Source organism: Stenotrophomonas maltophilia, from assembly GCF_023518235.1.
Lineage (GTDB): Bacteria > Pseudomonadota > Gammaproteobacteria > Xanthomonadales > Xanthomonadaceae > Stenotrophomonas.
Window position 1 is genome coordinate 1,528,176 of record NZ_CP090423.1, and the last position, 17,673, is coordinate 1,545,848.

The window sequence follows — 17,673 nt, forward strand, 5'->3', positions numbered from 1 at the left end:
AAAAGGGGGAGGCCGCCCCACTACGACCGGCCTCCCCCACACCACAACACGTTGTCGTTCCCGTCAGTCGAGCAGGCTCGATCCTTACAGCCGGGCAGCGCCCGGCTCTACCATCTCCAGGCCGCGCGCACGGCGGATCAGCCGCGTCACGGCATTGCGCAGGTCATCCAGCACCGCATAGATGGTCGGCAGGAACAGCAGGCTGACCACGGTGGAGAACGCCAGGCCACCGGCAATGGCGCGCGCCATCGGTGCGTACTCCGGGCCATCGCCGAACATCTGCGTGTTGGTCAGCGAGATCGGCACCATCGCCAGGATCGCCGTGCCCATGGTCATCATGATCGGGCGCAGGCGTTCGCGTGAGCCTTCCACCAGTGCCTGGGTGCGGCCCATGCCGCTGCGCCGCAGGTTGTTGATGTGCTCGATCATCACGATGCCGTTGTTCACCACCACGCCCATCAGCACCAGGATGCCGATGAAGGACATGATCCCGAACGAGGTGCCGGTGATCCAGAACAGCCAGAACACGCCGAAGATCGAGAACAGCACACCGCTCATGATCGCTGCCGGGAACAGCAGCGACTCGAACACCGCGGCCATCACCACGTAGATCATCACCAGCGCGATCAGCAGGTTGAACACCATCTGCTGCATGGCCTCGTCGTCGTTGCCGTAATCGCCGCCATCAAAGGTGTAGCCATAGCCGGCCGGGAAGTTCATCGGCTTGAGCACCGCCTCGATCGCCTTGCGGCCATCCGGCGCGGTGATCTTCTCGGCCAGGTTGGCCTTGATGGTCAGCGTGGTCTGGCGGTTGGTGCGGCCGATCTGGGTGGCCGACGAGCCGACGTCCACGGTGACCAGGCTCAGCAGCGGCACGCTGCGGCCATCGCCGGTGCGCACGCTGAAGCCGGCCAGGTCTTCCGGACTGCTCTGCTCGGCACCGGCGAAGCGCACCCACACCGGCACCTCGTTGTCACCACGGCGGAACTCGCGCATTGGTGCACCGCGCAGGGCCAGGCCGACGAAGCTGGCGACCTGTTCGGCGTTGAAGCCGAACGCCGCAGCACGCTCGCGGTCGACGCGCACCTTCAGCTCGCCGCCCTTTTCACCGTTGTCGATGCGCACATCGCGCAGCTCGGTGCGCTGCGCCAGCAGCGGCACCACCTCCTGGCCGATCTCCTGCAGCATGCTGCTGGAGTCGCCGACCAGCTGCACCTGCACACCCTGGTTGCCGCCACCGCCGCCGTCACCGCCCTGGTTGCCGACGAAGTAGTCGGTACGCGCCGACTTCGGCAGGCCCTTGCGCAGTTCCTCCTGCAGCGCCTTGATGTCCTTGGCGTACTTCTCGTCCAGGGTGACCACGGTCGAGCTGCCTTCCTGCTCGCTGTACCAGGAGTACACCTGCTTGACGTGCAGGCGCTCGCGATTGGCATCGATCCAGTTCTCCACCCGCGCCACTTCCTCCGACATCTGCCGGTAGGTGTAGGCGCCCTTCCACATGTAGCCGATGAAGATGTCCTTGCCGCCCTCACCGCCGAACATATCGACCTTGGTCAGCTTCATCGGCACCAGGCTGACCAGCACCACCAGCACGATGCCCAGAAGGCTCCAGCCACGATGGCGCAGCGACCAGTCCAGCAGGTGGGCATAGCGGCGCTGCAACCGTGCGATCACGCCGGTCTGCGAGTGCACCAGCTTGGGCGTGGCCATGCGTGCGGACAGCATCGGAATCAGGCTGACCGCCACCAGCCAGGATGCCAGCAGCGAGACTGAGATGGTGATGGCGATCTGCGCCATGAAGATGCTGATGTTGTTGGTCTCGCCGAACAGGTTAGGCACGAACACGATGCAGTGGCACAGGGTGCCCGCACTGAGGGCGATGGCCACATTGCGGGTGCCGATGATCGAGGCCAGGCGCGGCTGATCCGGCATGCGTTCGCGTTCCTGGTAGATGCTCTCCACCACCACCACGGCGTTGTCCACCAGCATGCCCACCGCAAGCAGCAGGCCCATCATGGTCAGGATGTTCAGCGTCACCCCGACGAAGTACATGAAGCCCAGGGTGATGGTGAAGCAGATCGGAATGGCCAGGGTCACCATCAGCGTCGATGGCCAGTGGCGCAGGAAGAAGAACAGCACTGTCACCGACAGGATCAGGCCGACCGCGCCGGCCTCGGCCAGTTCCAGCAGCGAGGAGGTCACTGCCTTGCCCTGGTTGTCGATGACCTTGATCTGCACGTCGCGCATCGACGGCTGCGCACGGATCGCTTCGACTTCGGCCAGCGCCGCGCGCGAGACGTCCACCAGGTTGGCGCTGCGCTCCTTGAAGATGTCCAGGCCGACGGCCGGGTTGCCGTCCAGGCGGCGCCCATAGTTCATGCGTGCCGGCTTCAGGCGCACGTCGGCGATGTCGCCCAGGCGCAGCCCTTTGGCGTTGATCACCAGGTCGCGCATCTCCTGCAGGTCGGTGATCTCGCCCACCGGCTGCACGCGCACGCGCTGGCCGTTGTCGTCGATCTGCCCGGCCGAGATCGAGAAGTTCAGCGTGCGCAGGCGTTCGCTGAGCTCGTTGATGCTCAGCCCGTGCGCGTTGAGGCGGTTGGGATCGATGGCGATCTCCACCTCGTTCGGCGGCGCGCCAGTGATGTCGACCCGTGCCACGCCGGGAATGCGCTCGATCCGGCGCTTGAACTCGCGGTCGAGCATGTCATAGGCGGTGGTCAGGTCGGTGGTGCTGGCCAGGCGCACCTTCAGCACCGGCTGGTCGCTGCTGGACCACTTGAACACGTTGTAGCGCTGCAGGTCGTCAGGCAGGTCGCTGCGGATTGCGTCGATGCGTTCGCGCGCATCGGAGGCGGCGATGGCGATATCGCGATCCCAGTCGCTGAACTCGATATAGATCAGCGCCGCCTCGGAGGTGGCCGACGAGCGCATGCGCTTGATGCCGGTCATCGTCGCCAGCGATTCCTCGACCGGTCGGATGATGGTGCGCTCCACTTCTTCCGGGGTCGAACCGGTATAGGGAATCTGCACGAACAGGAACGGCGCGGAAATGTCCGGCAGCGCCTCCAGCGGCAGCCGGAACGAGGCGATCAGGCCGATCACCACCAGTGACACGAAACACATGATGGTGGTGACCGGACGACGGATGGAGAACTCGGCAACACTCATGCCGGTTCCTCCGCGCCCGCCGCACTGCCCGCCGCACCCGGCTCGATCTCTCCGGCGTGCTTGCGGCCGCGCTCGCGGTAGTAGGCATCGCCGCGGCGGTCCATCAGGTCGTACACCACCGGGATCACCAGCAGGGTCAGCAGGGTCGACACCAGCAGGCCGCCGATCACGGTGATCGCCATCGGCGCGCGCACTTCGGCGCCCTCGCCCATCGCCACCGCCAGCGGCAGGAAGCCGAACAGCGTGCACAGGGTGGTCATGATGATCGGCCGCAGGCGCGAGCGCGCACCTTCCACCAGCGCCTCATGCTTGGCCACGCCGGCTTCGCGCAGCTGGTTGACCTTGTCGATCAGGATGATCGCGTTCTTGGTGACCAGGCCGACCAGCAGGATCAGGCCGATGAACACCACCACCGAAATGGGTTTGCCGGTCAGCATCAGCGCCAGGATCGCACCGACCAGCGCCAGCGGGATGGTGAACAGGATCACGAACGGGTGCAGCAGCGATTCGAACTGCGAAGCCATCACCAGGTAGACCAGGAAGATCGCCAGGCCGAAGGCGAAGATCAGTGACTTGGCGGCCTGCGCCAGTTCCTCGCCCTGGCCGCCGATGTGCAGGCCGACGCCCGCGCCCAGCGGCTGCTCGGCCACCATCTGCTGGACTTCGCGCATGGCCGCGCCCAGATCGATGTCGCGCAGGTTGGCCGACACCACCGCCACGCGGGTCTGGTCTGCACGATGGATCTCGCTGGGGCCGGTGGTGGCGACCACATCGGCCACCGCGTCCAGGGTGACCGGGCGGCTGCTGCCCGGATTGACGATCAGCCGGCGGATGCTCTCCACGCTGGCGCGGTCGCCTTCCTGCGCCCGCACCAGCACGTCGATCTTGCGGTCACGGAAGCTGTAGCGGGTGGCCACATCGCCACGCACCTTCTTCACCACCACATCGGCGATCTGGCGCGTGGTCAGGCCCAGCGCGCCGGCGCGCTCCTGATCGAAACGGATCTGGATTTCCGGGAAGCCTTCTTCCACCGTCGACTTGACGTCGGCGTAGTGCGCGTTGCCACGCAGCATCGCCGCCAGGCGCTGGCCGGCCACTTCCAGGGTGGCCATGTCCTGCCCGCGCAGTTCGATTTCCAGCGGCGTAGAGAAGCTGAACAGTGCCGGCCGGGCGAAGTCGACCTGAGCACCGGGATGCTGGGCCATGGTGTCGCGCAGGCGCTCGGTGATCGCCGCCTCGGTACGCGGGTTGCCGCCACCTTCCATCACCACGGTCAGCTTGCCGATGTTCTCGCCGCTTTCGGTCGGACTGGCATCCAGGCGGGTGCCACTGCCGCTGACACCGTACAGCGAGGCCACGCCTTCGCCCTTGCCATGCGCCAGCTGCAGCTCACGCACCAGCGCGTCGGTCTGCTTCAGCGGGGTGCCGGCCGGCAGCTTCACGGTCATCTCGAAGCGATCCTGCGCCAGCTGCGGAATCAGGTCGGCACCGAGCATCGGCACCAGCGCCATGGTCGCCACGAAGATCACGGTGGCCACGCCCAGCACCTTGCCCGGATGCGCCAGCGCGCTCGGCAGCAGGCGCAGGTAACCGCGCTCGGCGCCGGCATAGGGCTTCATCGCCAGGTCGCTGGCCTTGCGCATTACCGGGCCGATCACCGCCACCACGCCGCGCCACAGCCGCACCACCAGCCAGGCCAGCGCGTAGAACCCCCAGCGCGCGGTCGCGACCACGCCACGACGGCCCAGCGCGACCGGCTTCTGCCAGCGGTTCTGCGGCTGCCACGCTGCATTCGGCGCTTCCTCGGGGAACGCCAGCGGCGGCTGTCCTTTCAGCGAGCTCAGCATCGGGATCAGCGTCATCGACACCAGCAGCGAGATCGCGATGGCGATCGCCACGGTCAGTGCCTGGTCGCGGAACAGCTGGCCGGCGATGCCGTCGACGAACACCAGCGGCAGGAACACCGCGATGGTGGTCAACGTGGAGGCAACCACCGCCATGCTGACCTCGCGGGTGCCGGCAATGGCTGCCTGCAGAATCCCCAGCCCTCGCTCGCGGGCCTTGGCAATGCTTTCCAGCACCACGATCGAGTCGTCCACCACCAGGCCGGTGGCCAGCGCCAGGCCGCCCAGCGACATCACGTTCAAGCTCAGGCCGAGCTGGCCCATGAAGAAGAACGTGGCGATGATCGAGACCGGCAGCGACAGGCTGATCACGAACGTGCTCCAGCCATCCCGCAGGAACAGGAAGATGATCAGGATCGCCAGCAGGCCGCCGATCACTGCATCCTTCTTGACGTCGGCGATGGCGTGCTCGATGAAGCGTGACTGGTCCTCGATGGTGGTCAGCTCGACATCGGAGGGGAAGGTGGTCTTGATCTGCTCCAGCCGCTTGCGCAATGCCTCGGCGGTGGCAACCGTGTTGGCGTCGCCTTCCTTGTAGATGGCCAGCTCGACCGATTCCTTGCCGCCCAGGCGGATGATCGCTTCGCGTTCCTTGTAGCCCTGGCGCACGCTGGCCACGTCCTTCAGGCGCACCGGCACACCGTTGGCGACCACGCTGGAGTTGCCGGACGACGCGCTCTGCGCCGCCGACGCAGCGGCAACCGCAGCGGCCGAACCGGTGGACGCGGCAATGGTGAACATCTGCTGCAGGGCCGAATCGGCTGCACTGCCGTTGGACGACTGGGTGGTGACCAGCAGGTTGCGGATCTCCTCCAGGTCGGCAAACTGGTTGACGGTGCGTACCAGGAAGCGCTGCGAACCTTCCTCCAGGCGGCCGCCGGAGATGTTGATGTTCTCGTCCTTCAGGCGCTTGATGATGGTATCGATCGGCAGGTTCAGCTGCGCCAGCTTCTGCTGGTCGATGTCGACCTGGATTTCGTCTTCCAGGCCGCCGCCGACCTTGACCGCAGCCACGCCGGTGACCGGCTCGAGCTTCTTCTTCAGGTCTTCATCGGCGTAGCGGCGCAGGCCGGTCAGCTCGCGGATCGCATCGGCGTCGGTGGCCGCCGCGGTCTTGTTCGACAGCACCAGGCGCATGATCGGCTCGGTGGACGGATTGAAGCGCAGCAGCACCGGCGCCTTGGCCTCCAGCGGCAGGTTCAGCGCCTCCATCTTGTCGCGCACCTCCAGGCTGGCCTGGTCCATGTTGGTGCCCCAGGCAAACTCCAGCACCACGTCGCTCTGGCCGGTACGCGAGACCGACTTCAGCTTGCGCAGGTTCTTGACCACGCCCACCGCTTCTTCCACCGGCTGGCTGATCAGGGTTTCGATTTCGGTTGGTGCGGCACCGGTGTATTCGGTACGCACGGTCAGCGTCGGATAGCTCAGGTCCGGCAGCAGATTGACCTTGAGGTTGCCCAGCGCAATCAAGCCGAACAGCAGCAGCGTGACGGTGCACATGGCGATGGTGACGCGGCGGCGGGTGGCGAACTCCACCAGGCCGCCGCGCATGCCGGAGGCGGCGCGCTCGCTCGCCGGCGAGGCACCGTGGTCGTGGCCCGGGGTGGTCATTCCGTGCTCCCGGCCTTGTCTGCCTGCTTGGCCGCCGGCGCACCTGCCGCTGCCACCGTCTTCGCCTTCGGATCAGCGATCACCTGCACCGTGGTGCCATCGCGCAGCGCGACCTTGCCGGCGGTGACCACCTGATCACCGGCCGCCAGGCCCTCACGGATCTCCACCCACGGCCCTTCGGCGTAACCCAGCTTGACCGCCACGCGTGCGACCTTGCCTGCGCGCACCCGGAACACGGCAGGTTCGCCGTCGTCGAGCAGTGCCAGGCGTGGCACCACCAGGGCATCTGCGCGCTGGTCGTAATCAATGCGGATGCGCCCGAACATGCCCGGCTGCAACGCATGCGCAGCGCCGTCGAAGGCGCTGACCACGCGAAACGTGCCGCTGCCCGAATCGACCACCGGTGCGATGCGATCGACGGTGCCGGTGAAGCTCTGCCCGGGCAGCGCGTCGGCCGCCAGCGTCACCGGCTGGCCGGCGCGCAGGGTGGCCAGTTCGCGCTCGGGCACGTTGAGCGTGGCTTCCAGCCGCGAGTTGTCGACGATGCGGAAGATTGGCGTGTTGATCTGCACGAAGTTGCCGGTCTTGATCGAACGCGACGCGATCACGCCGGAAATCGGCGCCACCACCGTGGTGTAGGACAGTTCCAGCGTGGCCAGGCGGTACTGCGCGCGGACGTTTTCCAGGTCGTAGCGCAGCTGGTCGACGCTGGCCGCACTGACCAGCTGCTGCACAACCAGTTTCTGTGCACGCTGATAGTCGTTTTCCAGCTTGCGCATCTGCGCCTCGCTCTGCGCCACGGCCAGGCGTGCGCGGTCCGGGTCCAGGCGCACCAGCGGCTGGCCGGCGCTGACCCGCTGGCCCTCCTCTACCAGCACCGCCAGCGCCACGCCGGAGGTCTTGGCGACCACCTGCGATTCGGCGCGCGGCTCCAGTGCGGCGGTACCGGTGTAGCTGGCCGCAACCGCGCGATGGCTGGCCACGGCCACTTCCACCGGCACCGCATCGACCTTCTTCTCGTCTTTGCTTTCGGCGGCCTTGGCTTCGGAATTGGGCCCTGCGGCGCAACCGCCCAGCAGCAGGGAGGTGGAGATCAGCAGTGCGGCAGCGCAGATTCCGCTGCGGCGGCCGGACAGGAAGGTTGGGTGCGACATCGTCAGATCCCTGGAGGATGCGTGGGCAGGTGTGGTAGCAAAGTAATGCACCACTTCACGGCAACACCATATCCCAAAGGTCATGGTGTCTTCACGCCGCTGGTCGGCGCGACCCCATTTCAGCTAGATGAAACCTGAGGCTATACTCGGGTCGTTCCGTACCCCACGCCGGAACGACCAGACCCGAATCCCCGGAAACGACACCATGCGCCCGCAGCCGCTCGCCGCTTGTCTCGCTCTGGCCGTCCTCCTGCCCCTTGGGGCCGCCGCACAGCCCGCTTCTGCTCCTGCCACACCGGCCCCGGCCGCGGCTCCCGCCGCTGCGCCACCGGCCACCGCCCCCACCGGCAATTTCGACAATGGCCGCGTGCTGGCTTACACCTGCCAGGGGTGCCACGGCATCACCGGCTACAAGAACGCCTACCCCAGTTACCGGGTGCCGAAGATCGGCGGCCAGACCCAGCAGTACCTGGCCCAGGCCCTGACCGAGTACCGCCAGGGCAAGCGCCGGCATCCGACGATGCAGGCGCAGTCGATGAGTTTCAGCGAACAGGAGATCGCCGATCTCTCTGTTTACCTGTCCACCGTCAAGTAAGGCCCGCCCATGTCGAAAGCCGCGCATCCGATGCGTCATGCCATCGCCCTGTCCGTTGCCCTGCTGCTGGCCGCCTGTTCGCAGTCGCAGGTGGAAGACAGCGAGAAATCCGCCGCCGACCCGGGCCATGCCAGCGGCGAACATGGCTCTTCTTCATCGGCCGGCCTGCCTGCCGGCCGCGAGGCCGCCGGCGAAGCCCGCGCCAAGGTGAAGGGCAAGGCCACCAACCAGAGCTGCATCGATTGCCACGGCGCCGACGGCAACGCGCCGATCGACCCGACCTACCCCAAGCTGGGTGGGCAGTACGGTGACTACCTGGCGCACGCCCTGCAGGCCTACCGCGCCGGTGACCGCCAGCACATGCTGATGACGCCACAGGCGAAGGACCTGAGTGATCAGGACATCGCCGATCTGGCCGCGTATTTCGGCAGCCGGCCGAGCCAGCTGCGGGATCTGCACGGGGTCAAATGACGCCCCCGGTGGGTGCGGACCGTTGATGGGTGGGTGCGGACCGTTGGTCCGCACGGATCCGGATATCCACGCATGGCGTGGATCTACCAGCCGAGCATGGGCTCGGCTCTACCGCGCCTGCTGGCAACCTCGGTAGAGCCGAGCCTACGCTTGGCTGCTCTCCGGCCAGGTCACGATGAGCCGAGCATGGGCTCGGCTCTACATCAATAGGCTCGCCGCTGGCGCCGACCAGCGCTCAGCCTTCCAGCTCTTCCCAGCGCGCGTAGGCGGCATCCAGCTCGGCCTGCACCTTGGCCAGCTGCTGGGTGTGCGCGGTCACTTCGGCGCTGCTGCGGGTGTAGAACGATGGGTCGTTCATCGCCGAGGTCAATGCTTCGACATCACCTTCCAGCTTCTCGATGGTCTTCGGCAGCTGCTCCAGCTCGCGCGCTTCCTTGTAGGCCAGCTTGCGCTTGGGCGCGGCAGGCGCGGCCCCTGCAGCAACCGGTGCGGCCGCCGCCGGCTTGGCAGCAGCCACTACCGTCGGCGCCGGCACCACACTGGCCGCATAGCGCTGCCAGTCGCTGTAACCGCCCACGTACTCGCCGATCACGCCGTCGCCTTCCATCACCAGCGTGGAGGTCACCACGTTGTCGATGAAGTCACGGTCATGGCTGACCAGCAGCAGCGTGCCGGTGTATTCGCCCAGCAGCTCTTCCAGCAGCTCCAGGGTTTCCACGTCCAGATCGTTGGTCGGTTCGTCCATCACCAGCAGGTTGGACGGCTGTGCGAACAGCTTGGCCAGCAGCAGTCGGTTGCGCTCACCACCGGACAGGCGGGTGATCGGCGCGCGCGCGCGTTCCGGGGTGAACATGAAGTCCTGCAGGTAGGCATGCACGTGCTTGCGCTTGCCGTTGAACTCGAGGAAATCGCGGCCTTCGGCCACATTCTCGATCGCGCTCCAGTCCTCGCGCAGCACCGCACGATACTGATCGAAATAGGCGATCTGCAGATTGGTGCCGGCGTTGACTTCGCCCTTGGCCGGCTGCAGTTCGCCCAGCAGCAGCTTCAGCAGCGTGGTCTTGCCACTGCCATTGGGGCCGATCAGGCCGATGCGGTCGCCACGCAGGATGGTGGTGGTGAAGTCGCGGACCATGGTGCGCTCGCCGAAGGCGAACGAAATGTCCTTGACGTCGATGACTTTCTTGCCGGAGCTGACGCCCTGCGCGGCTTCCATCTTGACGTTGCCGCTGAGGTCGCGGCGCTGCGACCGCTCCACGCGCATCGCCTTCAGTCGGCGCACGCGGCCCTCGTCGCGGGTGCGGCGCGCCTTGATGCCCTGCCGGATCCAGACTTCTTCCTGCGCAAGCAGCTTGTCGAAGCGTGCGTTTTCCTGCGCCTGCGCGTTCAGGCGTTCCTCGCGGCGGCGCTCGTAGTTGGCCCAGTCGCCCGGCCAGCTGGTGACCTGGCCGCGATCGATCTCAACGATGCGGGTGGCCAGCGCACGCAGGAAGCGGCGGTCATGGGTGACGAACACCACGCTGCCGCTCCAGCCCTTCAGGAACGCTTCGAGCCAGTCGATGGCTTCGATGTCGAGGTGGTTGGTCGGCTCGTCCAGCAGCAACACGTCCGGGCTGGATACCAGCGCGCGGGCCAGCAGCACGCGGCGCTTCATGCCGCCGGACAGGCGGCCGAACTCGGCCTCGCCGTCCAGGTCGAGCTTGGTCAGGGTTTCGCTGACGCGCTGGTCCAGGCCCCAGCCGTTGGCGGCGTCGATCTTGGCCTGCACGTTGCCCAGCGCTTCGCCGTCGAATTCCTCGGCGTGGCTGAGGTGATGGAATTCGGCCAGCCACTGGCCCAGTTCGCCCAGGCCGTCGGCGACGACGTCGAACACCGTACCGGCGGCGCCGTGCGGCACCTCCTGCTCCAGGCGGGTGACGCGCACGCCCTGCTGCACGCGCACTTCGCCGTCATCGGGCTTGTGGTCGCCGGACAGCAGCTTGAGCAGGGTGGATTTGCCGGCGCCGTTGCGGCCGATCAGGGCGATGCGTTCGCCCGGCTCGATCGACAGTTCGGCCTTTTCCAGCAACAACGGGCCGCCAACGCTGAAGTCGACGTTCTGTAGGGTAATCAGAGGCATCCGGATATTGTACGGGTTGGGGGCGTCGGCCGGGTTGCACCCGGCACCCGCAGTAGTGCCGGCCGCTGGCCGGCAACCTCAACGGCAACGTCAAACGCAGGTTCCGTGTGGGATGGCGAGGCGGTGTGGGTCTGCAGGACACGCCGTAAACCCATCCATGGGGGCTCGATGGCGCCATCCATGGCGCCAACGGTCCTGCAGACCCACACCGCCCCGCCCCTGACAGTTTCCCGCGATCTGTCGGAACGGCATTCTGCTCTGGTGGGTGTCGACCTTGGTCGACACATGGGAATCTGATGGATTACCCCACGTCCCCCAACAACGCCTGCAAACCCGGCAGCCATTGTTTGCCCGGGTGGCGTACCAGCCACAAGGTGCGCTGCAGGGCGGGCAGCGGGGTCTCGAGCACGCGCAGGCGGCCCAGGGCCAGCGGCTCTTCCAGCGCATGGCGCGAGAGGCAGGCCAGGCCGAGGCCGGCGATGGCGGCCTGCTTGATCGCTTCGGTATTGCCCAGCTGCAGCGTCTGGGCGAAGCCACGCAGATGCGGCAGCAACGCCTGCTCCACCGCCTCGCGGGTGCCCGAGCCGGGCTCACGCAGCAGCCAACGTGCGCCGCGCAGCTGCTCCAGCGACCAGCGCGCCGCGGCATCGGCGGCAGCCACGATCACCAGCGGGTCCTGCTGCCAGGCGGTCACCTGCAGGCCGCGCTCGTGGCAGGGGCCTTCGATCAGCCCGGCGTCCACATCCAGGCGCTGCACGGCCGCGACCACGCCGGCGCTGTTGTCGATGCGCAGATCGACCTCGGCCTGCGGTGCCTGGCGCAGCAGCTCGGCGATGCGCGGCGGCAACAGGTAGTTGCCGATGGTGGTACTGGCGGCCAGTACCAGCCGCAGGGGGGCGCCCTGGGCCGGGTCGCCGCCCGCAGCCAGCTGCCGTTCGAGGTCGGCAGCGTTGACCAGCAGCGTACGCGCCGGCTCCAGCAGCGCGCGGCCGTGCCCGTTCAGGGCCAGGCGACGGCCGATGCGGTCGAACAGCGGCGTGCCGAAGTGTGCCTCCAGTTCCTGCAGGGCAGCGCTGCTGGCCGACTGCGAGAGCGCGATGGCCTGGCCCGCAGCGGTGGTGCTGCCGTGGTCAGCGATGGCGACGAACACCTGCAGCTGGCGCAAGGTCAGGCGCATGGTAATTACCCGCTTGATAGGTAGGTTTCACCCATATTATTCGTTTTACAGGTCAATGGTGCGGGCGCACGCTTGCACCCTCACTTCAGCCCTGCCCTCGCCATGAACGCCCCTGCCTTGTCACCCTGGTCCCTGCCCGCCCTGCGCCAACGCTGGCAGTTGCGCCTGCCCGGCCTGCTGCTGGTCGGCCTGGTGGCGGCCGCGTCGCTGTACCTGGCCGAGCTGCCCTGGTTGCAGGCACATGGCCTGAGCGCGCTGACCGTGGCGATCGTGGCCGGCATCGTGGTTGGCAATACCGTCTATCCGCGGTTGGCGCCAAGCAGTGCGGCCGGCGTCGGGTTCTCCAAGCATTGGCTGCTGCGCGCCGGCATCGTGCTGTACGGCCTGCGCCTGACCTTCCAGGACATCGGCCATGTCGGCGTGGCCGGTGTGCTGATGGACGTGCTGGTGGTCGCCAGCACCTTCGGCCTGGCCTGTTGGCTGGGCGTACGCGTGTTCCGGATGGAACGCGAGGCCGCGATGCTGATCGGTGCCGGCAGCGCGATCTGCGGCGCGGCGGCGGTGATGGCCGCTGAACCAGTGGTGCGCGGCCGCGCGGCACAGGTCACGGTGGCCGTGTCGACGGTGGTGGTGTTCGGCACGCTGGCGATGTTCCTGTACCCGGCGCTGTATGCGCTGGTGCAATCGCACGGCTGGCTGGCGATGGACGCACGGCAGTACGGCCTGTTCACCGGTGCGACGGTGCATGAAGTGGCGCAGGTGGTGGCGGCCGGCCGTGCGGTCAACGAAGCGGCGGCTGATACCGCAGTGATCACCAAGATGGTGCGGGTGATGCTGCTGGCACCGTTCCTGGTCGCGCTGTCGCTGTGGCTGGCGCGGGGCGGCAAGCCCAGCGCCGACGGCGGCAAGGCACGCATCGTGGTGCCGTGGTTCGCGTTCGGTTTCGTGGCGGTGGCCGGTTTCAACTCGCTGCATCTGCTGCCGGCTGGCCTGCAGGCCGGGCTGGTGCAGCTGGACACGGTGCTGCTGGCGATGGCGATGGCCGCGCTGGGCCTGACCACCCATGTCTCGGCGCTGCGCCAGGCCGGCCTGAAGCCGCTGCTGCTGGCGTCGATCCTGTTTGCCTGGCTGTTGTTCGGTGGCCTGGCGATTCATCAGGGCGTGCTGGCGGTGCTGGGCTGAGGGCAGTGCCGACCAACGGCCGGCACCCACCAGTGGATGGCGGCTCCCATTGGGGGTCGGAGCCCTTTCCTGCGGAAAGGGCTCCGACCCCGCCCCATTGGACGGGACCGGCCGCGCGGGCAGGTACAATGCGCCATGACTGACTTCTCGACCCTGCCGCTGAGCCCGGCCCTGCAGCCCGGCCTGGATGCCCTCGGCTACACCACCCTCACCCCTGTGCAGGCGCAGAGCCTGCCGGCCATCCTCGATGGCCGCGATGTGATCGCACAGGCCCCCACCGGCAGCGGCAAGACCGCCGCCTTCGGCCTGGGCCTGCTGCAGTCCATCGACCCCAGCCTGATCCGCGTGCAGGCGCTGGTGCTGTGCCCGACCCGTGAGCTGGCCGACCAGGTCGGCAAGCAGATCCGCAAGCTGGCTACCGGCATTCCGAACCTGAAGCTGTTGCTGCTGGTCGGTGGCGTGCCGCTGGGTCCGCAGCTGGCCTCGCTGGAAGGCCACGACCCGCATGTGGTGGTGGGCACGCCCGGCCGCGTGCAGGAACTGGCGCGCAAGCGCGCGCTGAACCTGGGCGCGGTGCGCACGCTGGTGCTGGACGAAGCCGACCGCATGCTCGACATGGGCTTCGAGGAGCCGATCCGCGAGATTGCCGGCCGCACCCACAAGGACCGCCAGAGCCTGCTGTTCTCGGCCACCTTCCCCGACAGCATCCGCTCCATGGCGCGTGACCTGCTGCGCGAGGCGGTGGAAGTGACCGTGGAGGGCGCCGACCAGGCACCGGCGATCCGCCATATGTTCTGCGAGGTGGAACCGGCACACCGGCAGAAGGCGCTGGCCGGCCTGCTGCTGAAGTACACGCCGGAATCGGCGGTGGTGTTCTGCAATACCCGCAAGGACGTGGACGAGGTTGCCAATTCGCTGCAGCAGTTTGGCTTCTCGGCGCTGGCCCTGCATGGCGACATGGAGCAGCGCGACCGCGAGGAAGTGTTGCTGCTGCTGGCCAACCGCAGCTGCAACGTGCTGGTGGCCAGCGACGTGGCCGCGCGTGGCCTTGACGTGGAAGAACTGGCGGCGGTGATCAACTACGAGCTGCCGACCGACGTGGAGAGCTACCAGCACCGCGTGGGCCGCACCGGCCGTGCCGGCGCCAGCGGCCTGGCGATCAGCCTGGTGGCCGGCCGCGAAAAGACCCGTGCCGAAGCGATCGAAGCGCAGATGGGGCAGCCGCTGGACTGGCAGAAGACGCCGCTGGCGACCTCGCGTCCGGCCGAGCTGCCGCAGGCGGCGATGCGTACGCTTCGCATCGACGGTGGCAAGACCGACAAGCTGCGCCCGGGTGACATCCTCGGCGCACTGACCGGCGACGCCGGCCTGTCGAGCAAGTTCATCGGCAAGATCGCGATCTTCCCGACTCGATCCTACGTGGCAATCGCCCGCGAGCAGGCCAACAAGGCCGTGGCCAAGCTGGAAGCCGGCAAGATCAAGGGCCGTCGCTTCCGCGTGAGGATGATGTGATCGGCAAGGTGGTCGCCGGGCATGGCCCGGCGCTACCTGCATGCGGTGTGTAGCGCCGGGCCACGCCCGGCGACAGACTCAGAACACCAGTTCGGTGTGCAGCGGCAGGCCCGCTTCCCAGCGCGCACGGCCACCCAGGCCATCCAGCTCGACCAGTACACCGGCGCCGACCACCTCAACGCCCAGGCGGCGCACCAGCGACAGCGCGGCGCCCAGCGTGCCGCCGGTGGCCAGCACGTCGTCGATGATCGCCACGCGCGCACCGGCCGGCAGCGCATCGGCGTGCACTTCGATGCAGTCGCTGCGGTATTCCAGCGTGTATTCCTCGCGCAGCACCTGGCCCGGCAGTTTGCCCGGCTTGCGCACCGGCACGAAGCCCACGCCCAGTTCCAGTGCCATTGCGGCACCGAGGATGAAACCGCGCGATTCGATGCCCACCACCGCGTCCAGCTTCTGGTCGCGCCAACGGTCGGCCATCGCGCTGATCGCGCCGCGGAAGTCCTCGCCGTGAGCGAGCAGCGGCATGATGTCCTTGAACAGGATGCCGGGCTTGGGGAAGTCGGCGATGTCGCGCAGGCGCGAGGCCCACTGCGGAGCGACGATGGCGTCGGTCATGTCAGGTTGGCTATCTGATGGCGGCATAGGGTACCCGTTCCGGGCGCCGCCTGCCTGTTGGGGGTGTTCGGCCGGGCTGCGCCCGGCACCTGCTGAGGCTTCAAGCAACGGCAACGGCAACGGCAGAAGCTGGTTTCCTGTGGGATGGCGGGGTGGGTCCGATGGCGGGAGACGCCGTAAACCCGTCCATGGGGGCTTGGCCGCGGCATCCATGCCGCGGACACTCCCGCCACCGGACCCACCCCGCCTTCGACAGTTTCCTGCGATCTGTCGTAGATCCACGCCATGCGTGGATGAATCTCCATCGAAATCGAATATTTCGAGAATTGAACGAAGAGCATCCACGCATGGCGTGGATCTACCGTGTCGACCAAGGTCGACACCTACCCACAGCAGCGGGAGTCTGTCGGAGGTGGGGCGGTGTCGGAGTGCGGGGTGTCAGCCGCATGGATGCGGCTGCCAAGCCTACACGGACGTACTTGCGGCGTCCCCGCACTCCGACACCGCCCCGCCAAACCACGGAATCCAGCTTTTGCTCTGGCTGTTGACCTGGCCTCTGCGGGTGCAGAGCGCAGCCCTGCCGAACCCCACCCTCAGGAACTGCAGGACAGCATCGAGCAGCCGGCGCGGTTGTCGGCCCAGGCCGGGCGCTTACCGGCGTAATGCTCCAGCCCCGGGCGCTCGGTGTACGGGTCGCGCAGTACGTCCTGCAATGCATGAACACCGCCGAGGTCGCCCTGCTCGGCGCGGTCGATGGCCTCCTGTGCCAGCCAGTTGCGCAGCACGTACAGCGGGTTGGCCGCCGCCATCTTCGCGGTGCGTTCGCTGGCCGACAGCGGGTCGGCGCGCAGCCGCGTAGCGTAGTCCTGCAGCCACTGCTGCAGCGGCGCCTGCACCGCCTGCCTGCGTGCGTCGTCGTAGTACACCGCGTCCAGCACGGCCAGATCCGGCGCGGCCGGATCGATGCGCATCAACGCGCGCCAGGCCAGGGTCATGTCCATCGCGCCCTCCTGCATCAGCTGCTGCCAACGCTGGTAGAGCTGCAGGTCGCCATCGTCGGCGGCGGCCAGGCCCAGCTTGGCGGCGGCATCGCGACGTGTGCAGGCCACGAAGGTGGACTGGTATGCCGCCAGCCCCGCCTGCAACGGTGCCACATCGGCGAACAGCGGTGACAGCGCCTGTGCCAGCCGCCCCAGGTTCCAGTACGCCACCTGCGGCTGGGTACCGAAGCGGTAGCGCCGCCCCTGCGCGTCGGTGGTGTTCGGTGTCCAGTCTGGATCGAAGTCCTCGACCCAGCCGTAGGGGCCGTAATCCAGCGTGAGGCCAAGCACGGACAGGTTGTCGGTGTTCATCACCCCGTGCACGAAGCCGACACGCATCCAGTGCGCGATCATCTCGGCGGTGCGCACCGCGATCTGCGCGAACCAGTCGCCATACAGCGCCTCGCCCTGCCCTTCGAGTTGGGGAAAATCACGAGCGATACAGGCGTCCACCAGTTGCTGCAGCAGGGCGGTTTCACCCCGCGATGCCGGCAGCTCGAACGAGCCGAAACGCAGGAACGAGGGCGACACCCGGCACACGATGGCGCCAGGCTCGGCGCGCGGATGGCCGTCATAGAACATGTCGCGCACCACCTCTTCGCCGGTCCCGACCAGCGACAGCGCACGCGTGGTCGGCACACCCAGGTGATGCATCGCCTCGCTGCACAGGAACTCACGGATCGACGAACGCAGCACTGCGCGCCCATCGGCGCCACGCGAGTACGGGGTCGGGCCGGCGCCCTTCAGCTGCAGTTCCCAGTGACGGCCATCCGGGGCCAGCAGTTCACCCAGCGAGATCGCGCGGCCATCGCCCAACTGCCCGGCCCAATGGCCGAACTGATGCCCCCCGTAGTTGGCCGCCCACGGCTGCATGCCGGCGTACAGCGCATTGCCGCCGAACACATCGGCGAAGCCTTCGCTTGCCACCTCATCGGCATCGAAGCCGAGCATCGCGGCCAGCTCCGGCGACCAGGCCAGCAGCGTTGGCGTGGCCACCGGGGTCGGCATGACCGGCGACCACGCGGCACCGCGGACCTCACGGCGGCGCGGTCCGGATTCAGGGTCGCCCGGCAGTACGCTCAGCAGGCGGTTGTCGAAACGGGGGCTGTCGGTATCCATGGG

General features: G+C 67.5%; 11 protein-coding genes. 4 read left to right on the top strand and 7 right to left on the bottom strand.

Going from position 1 to position 17,673, the window contains the following annotated elements:
- Nucleotides 1-84: 84 nt before the first annotated feature.
- From LZ605_RS07090 to LZ605_RS07100, 3 genes are read right to left on the bottom strand one after another with little or no spacing between them, the layout of a single operon-like run.
- Nucleotides 85-3,171, bottom strand: a complete 3,087-nt coding sequence (locus LZ605_RS07090) for an efflux RND transporter permease subunit (protein WP_249844272.1) — start codon at nucleotides 3,169-3,171, stop codon at nucleotides 85-87.
- A complete protein-coding gene (locus LZ605_RS07095; protein ID WP_249845005.1) occupies nucleotides 3,168-6,626 on the bottom strand; it encodes an efflux RND transporter permease subunit in 3,459 nt (1,152 codons plus the stop codon). The genes LZ605_RS07090 and LZ605_RS07095 overlap by 4 nt, the downstream gene beginning before the upstream one ends.
- Before the next feature lie 56 nt (nucleotides 6,627-6,682).
- Nucleotides 6,683-7,840: an efflux RND transporter periplasmic adaptor subunit gene (locus LZ605_RS07100; protein ID WP_249844273.1), complete on the bottom strand. Its 1,158-nt coding sequence runs from the start codon at nucleotides 7,838-7,840 to the stop codon at nucleotides 6,683-6,685.
- A 205-nt stretch (nucleotides 7,841-8,045) separates the two neighbouring features.
- On the opposite strand from LZ605_RS07100, the gene LZ605_RS07105 reads away from it, so the two are divergent.
- Together LZ605_RS07105 and LZ605_RS07110 are read left to right on the top strand one after the other, a co-directional pair.
- Complete coding sequence (locus LZ605_RS07105) at nucleotides 8,046-8,435, top strand: c-type cytochrome (protein WP_249844274.1); 390 nt, start codon at nucleotides 8,046-8,048, stop codon at nucleotides 8,433-8,435.
- Between the two features lie 9 nt (nucleotides 8,436-8,444).
- Nucleotides 8,445-8,906, top strand: a complete 462-nt coding sequence (locus tag LZ605_RS07110; RefSeq protein ID WP_249844275.1) for a c-type cytochrome — start codon at nucleotides 8,445-8,447, stop codon at nucleotides 8,904-8,906.
- Nucleotides 8,907-9,141: 235 nt separating this feature from the next.
- Here the strand turns inward: LZ605_RS07110 and LZ605_RS07115 are convergent, their stop codons facing one another.
- Together LZ605_RS07115 and LZ605_RS07120 are read right to left on the bottom strand one after the other, a co-directional pair.
- Complete coding sequence (locus LZ605_RS07115; RefSeq protein ID WP_249844276.1) at nucleotides 9,142-11,025, bottom strand: ATP-binding cassette domain-containing protein; 1,884 nt, start codon at nucleotides 11,023-11,025, stop codon at nucleotides 9,142-9,144.
- Between the two features lie 301 nt (nucleotides 11,026-11,326).
- The gene (locus LZ605_RS07120) at nucleotides 11,327-12,202 is read right to left on the bottom strand and encodes a LysR family transcriptional regulator (RefSeq protein ID WP_249844277.1); all 876 of its coding nucleotides are present in this window, start codon (nucleotides 12,200-12,202) and stop codon (nucleotides 11,327-11,329) included.
- Nucleotides 12,203-12,304: 102 nt separating this feature from the next.
- Here LZ605_RS07120 and LZ605_RS07125 point away from each other — a divergent pair, with 102 nt between their 5' ends.
- Both LZ605_RS07125 and dbpA read left to right on the top strand, forming a co-directional pair.
- Nucleotides 12,305-13,384: a YeiH family protein gene (locus tag LZ605_RS07125; RefSeq protein ID WP_249844278.1), complete on the top strand. Its 1,080-nt coding sequence runs from the start codon at nucleotides 12,305-12,307 to the stop codon at nucleotides 13,382-13,384.
- Nucleotides 13,385-13,519: 135 nt separating this feature from the next.
- Complete coding sequence (dbpA, locus tag LZ605_RS07130) at nucleotides 13,520-14,896, top strand: ATP-dependent RNA helicase DbpA (protein WP_249844279.1); 1,377 nt, start codon at nucleotides 13,520-13,522, stop codon at nucleotides 14,894-14,896.
- A 78-nt stretch (nucleotides 14,897-14,974) separates the two neighbouring features.
- Here dbpA and LZ605_RS07135 read toward each other — a convergent pair whose 3' ends face one another.
- Both LZ605_RS07135 and LZ605_RS07140 read right to left on the bottom strand, forming a co-directional pair.
- Nucleotides 14,975-15,511, bottom strand: a complete 537-nt coding sequence (locus LZ605_RS07135) for an adenine phosphoribosyltransferase (protein ID WP_107232694.1) — start codon at nucleotides 15,509-15,511, stop codon at nucleotides 14,975-14,977.
- Nucleotides 15,512-16,104: 593 nt separating this feature from the next.
- Nucleotides 16,105-17,670, bottom strand: coding sequence for a protein adenylyltransferase SelO (locus tag LZ605_RS07140; protein ID WP_249844280.1), 1,566 nt, complete (start codon nucleotides 17,668-17,670; stop codon nucleotides 16,105-16,107).
- Nucleotides 17,671-17,673 lie beyond the last annotated feature (3 nt).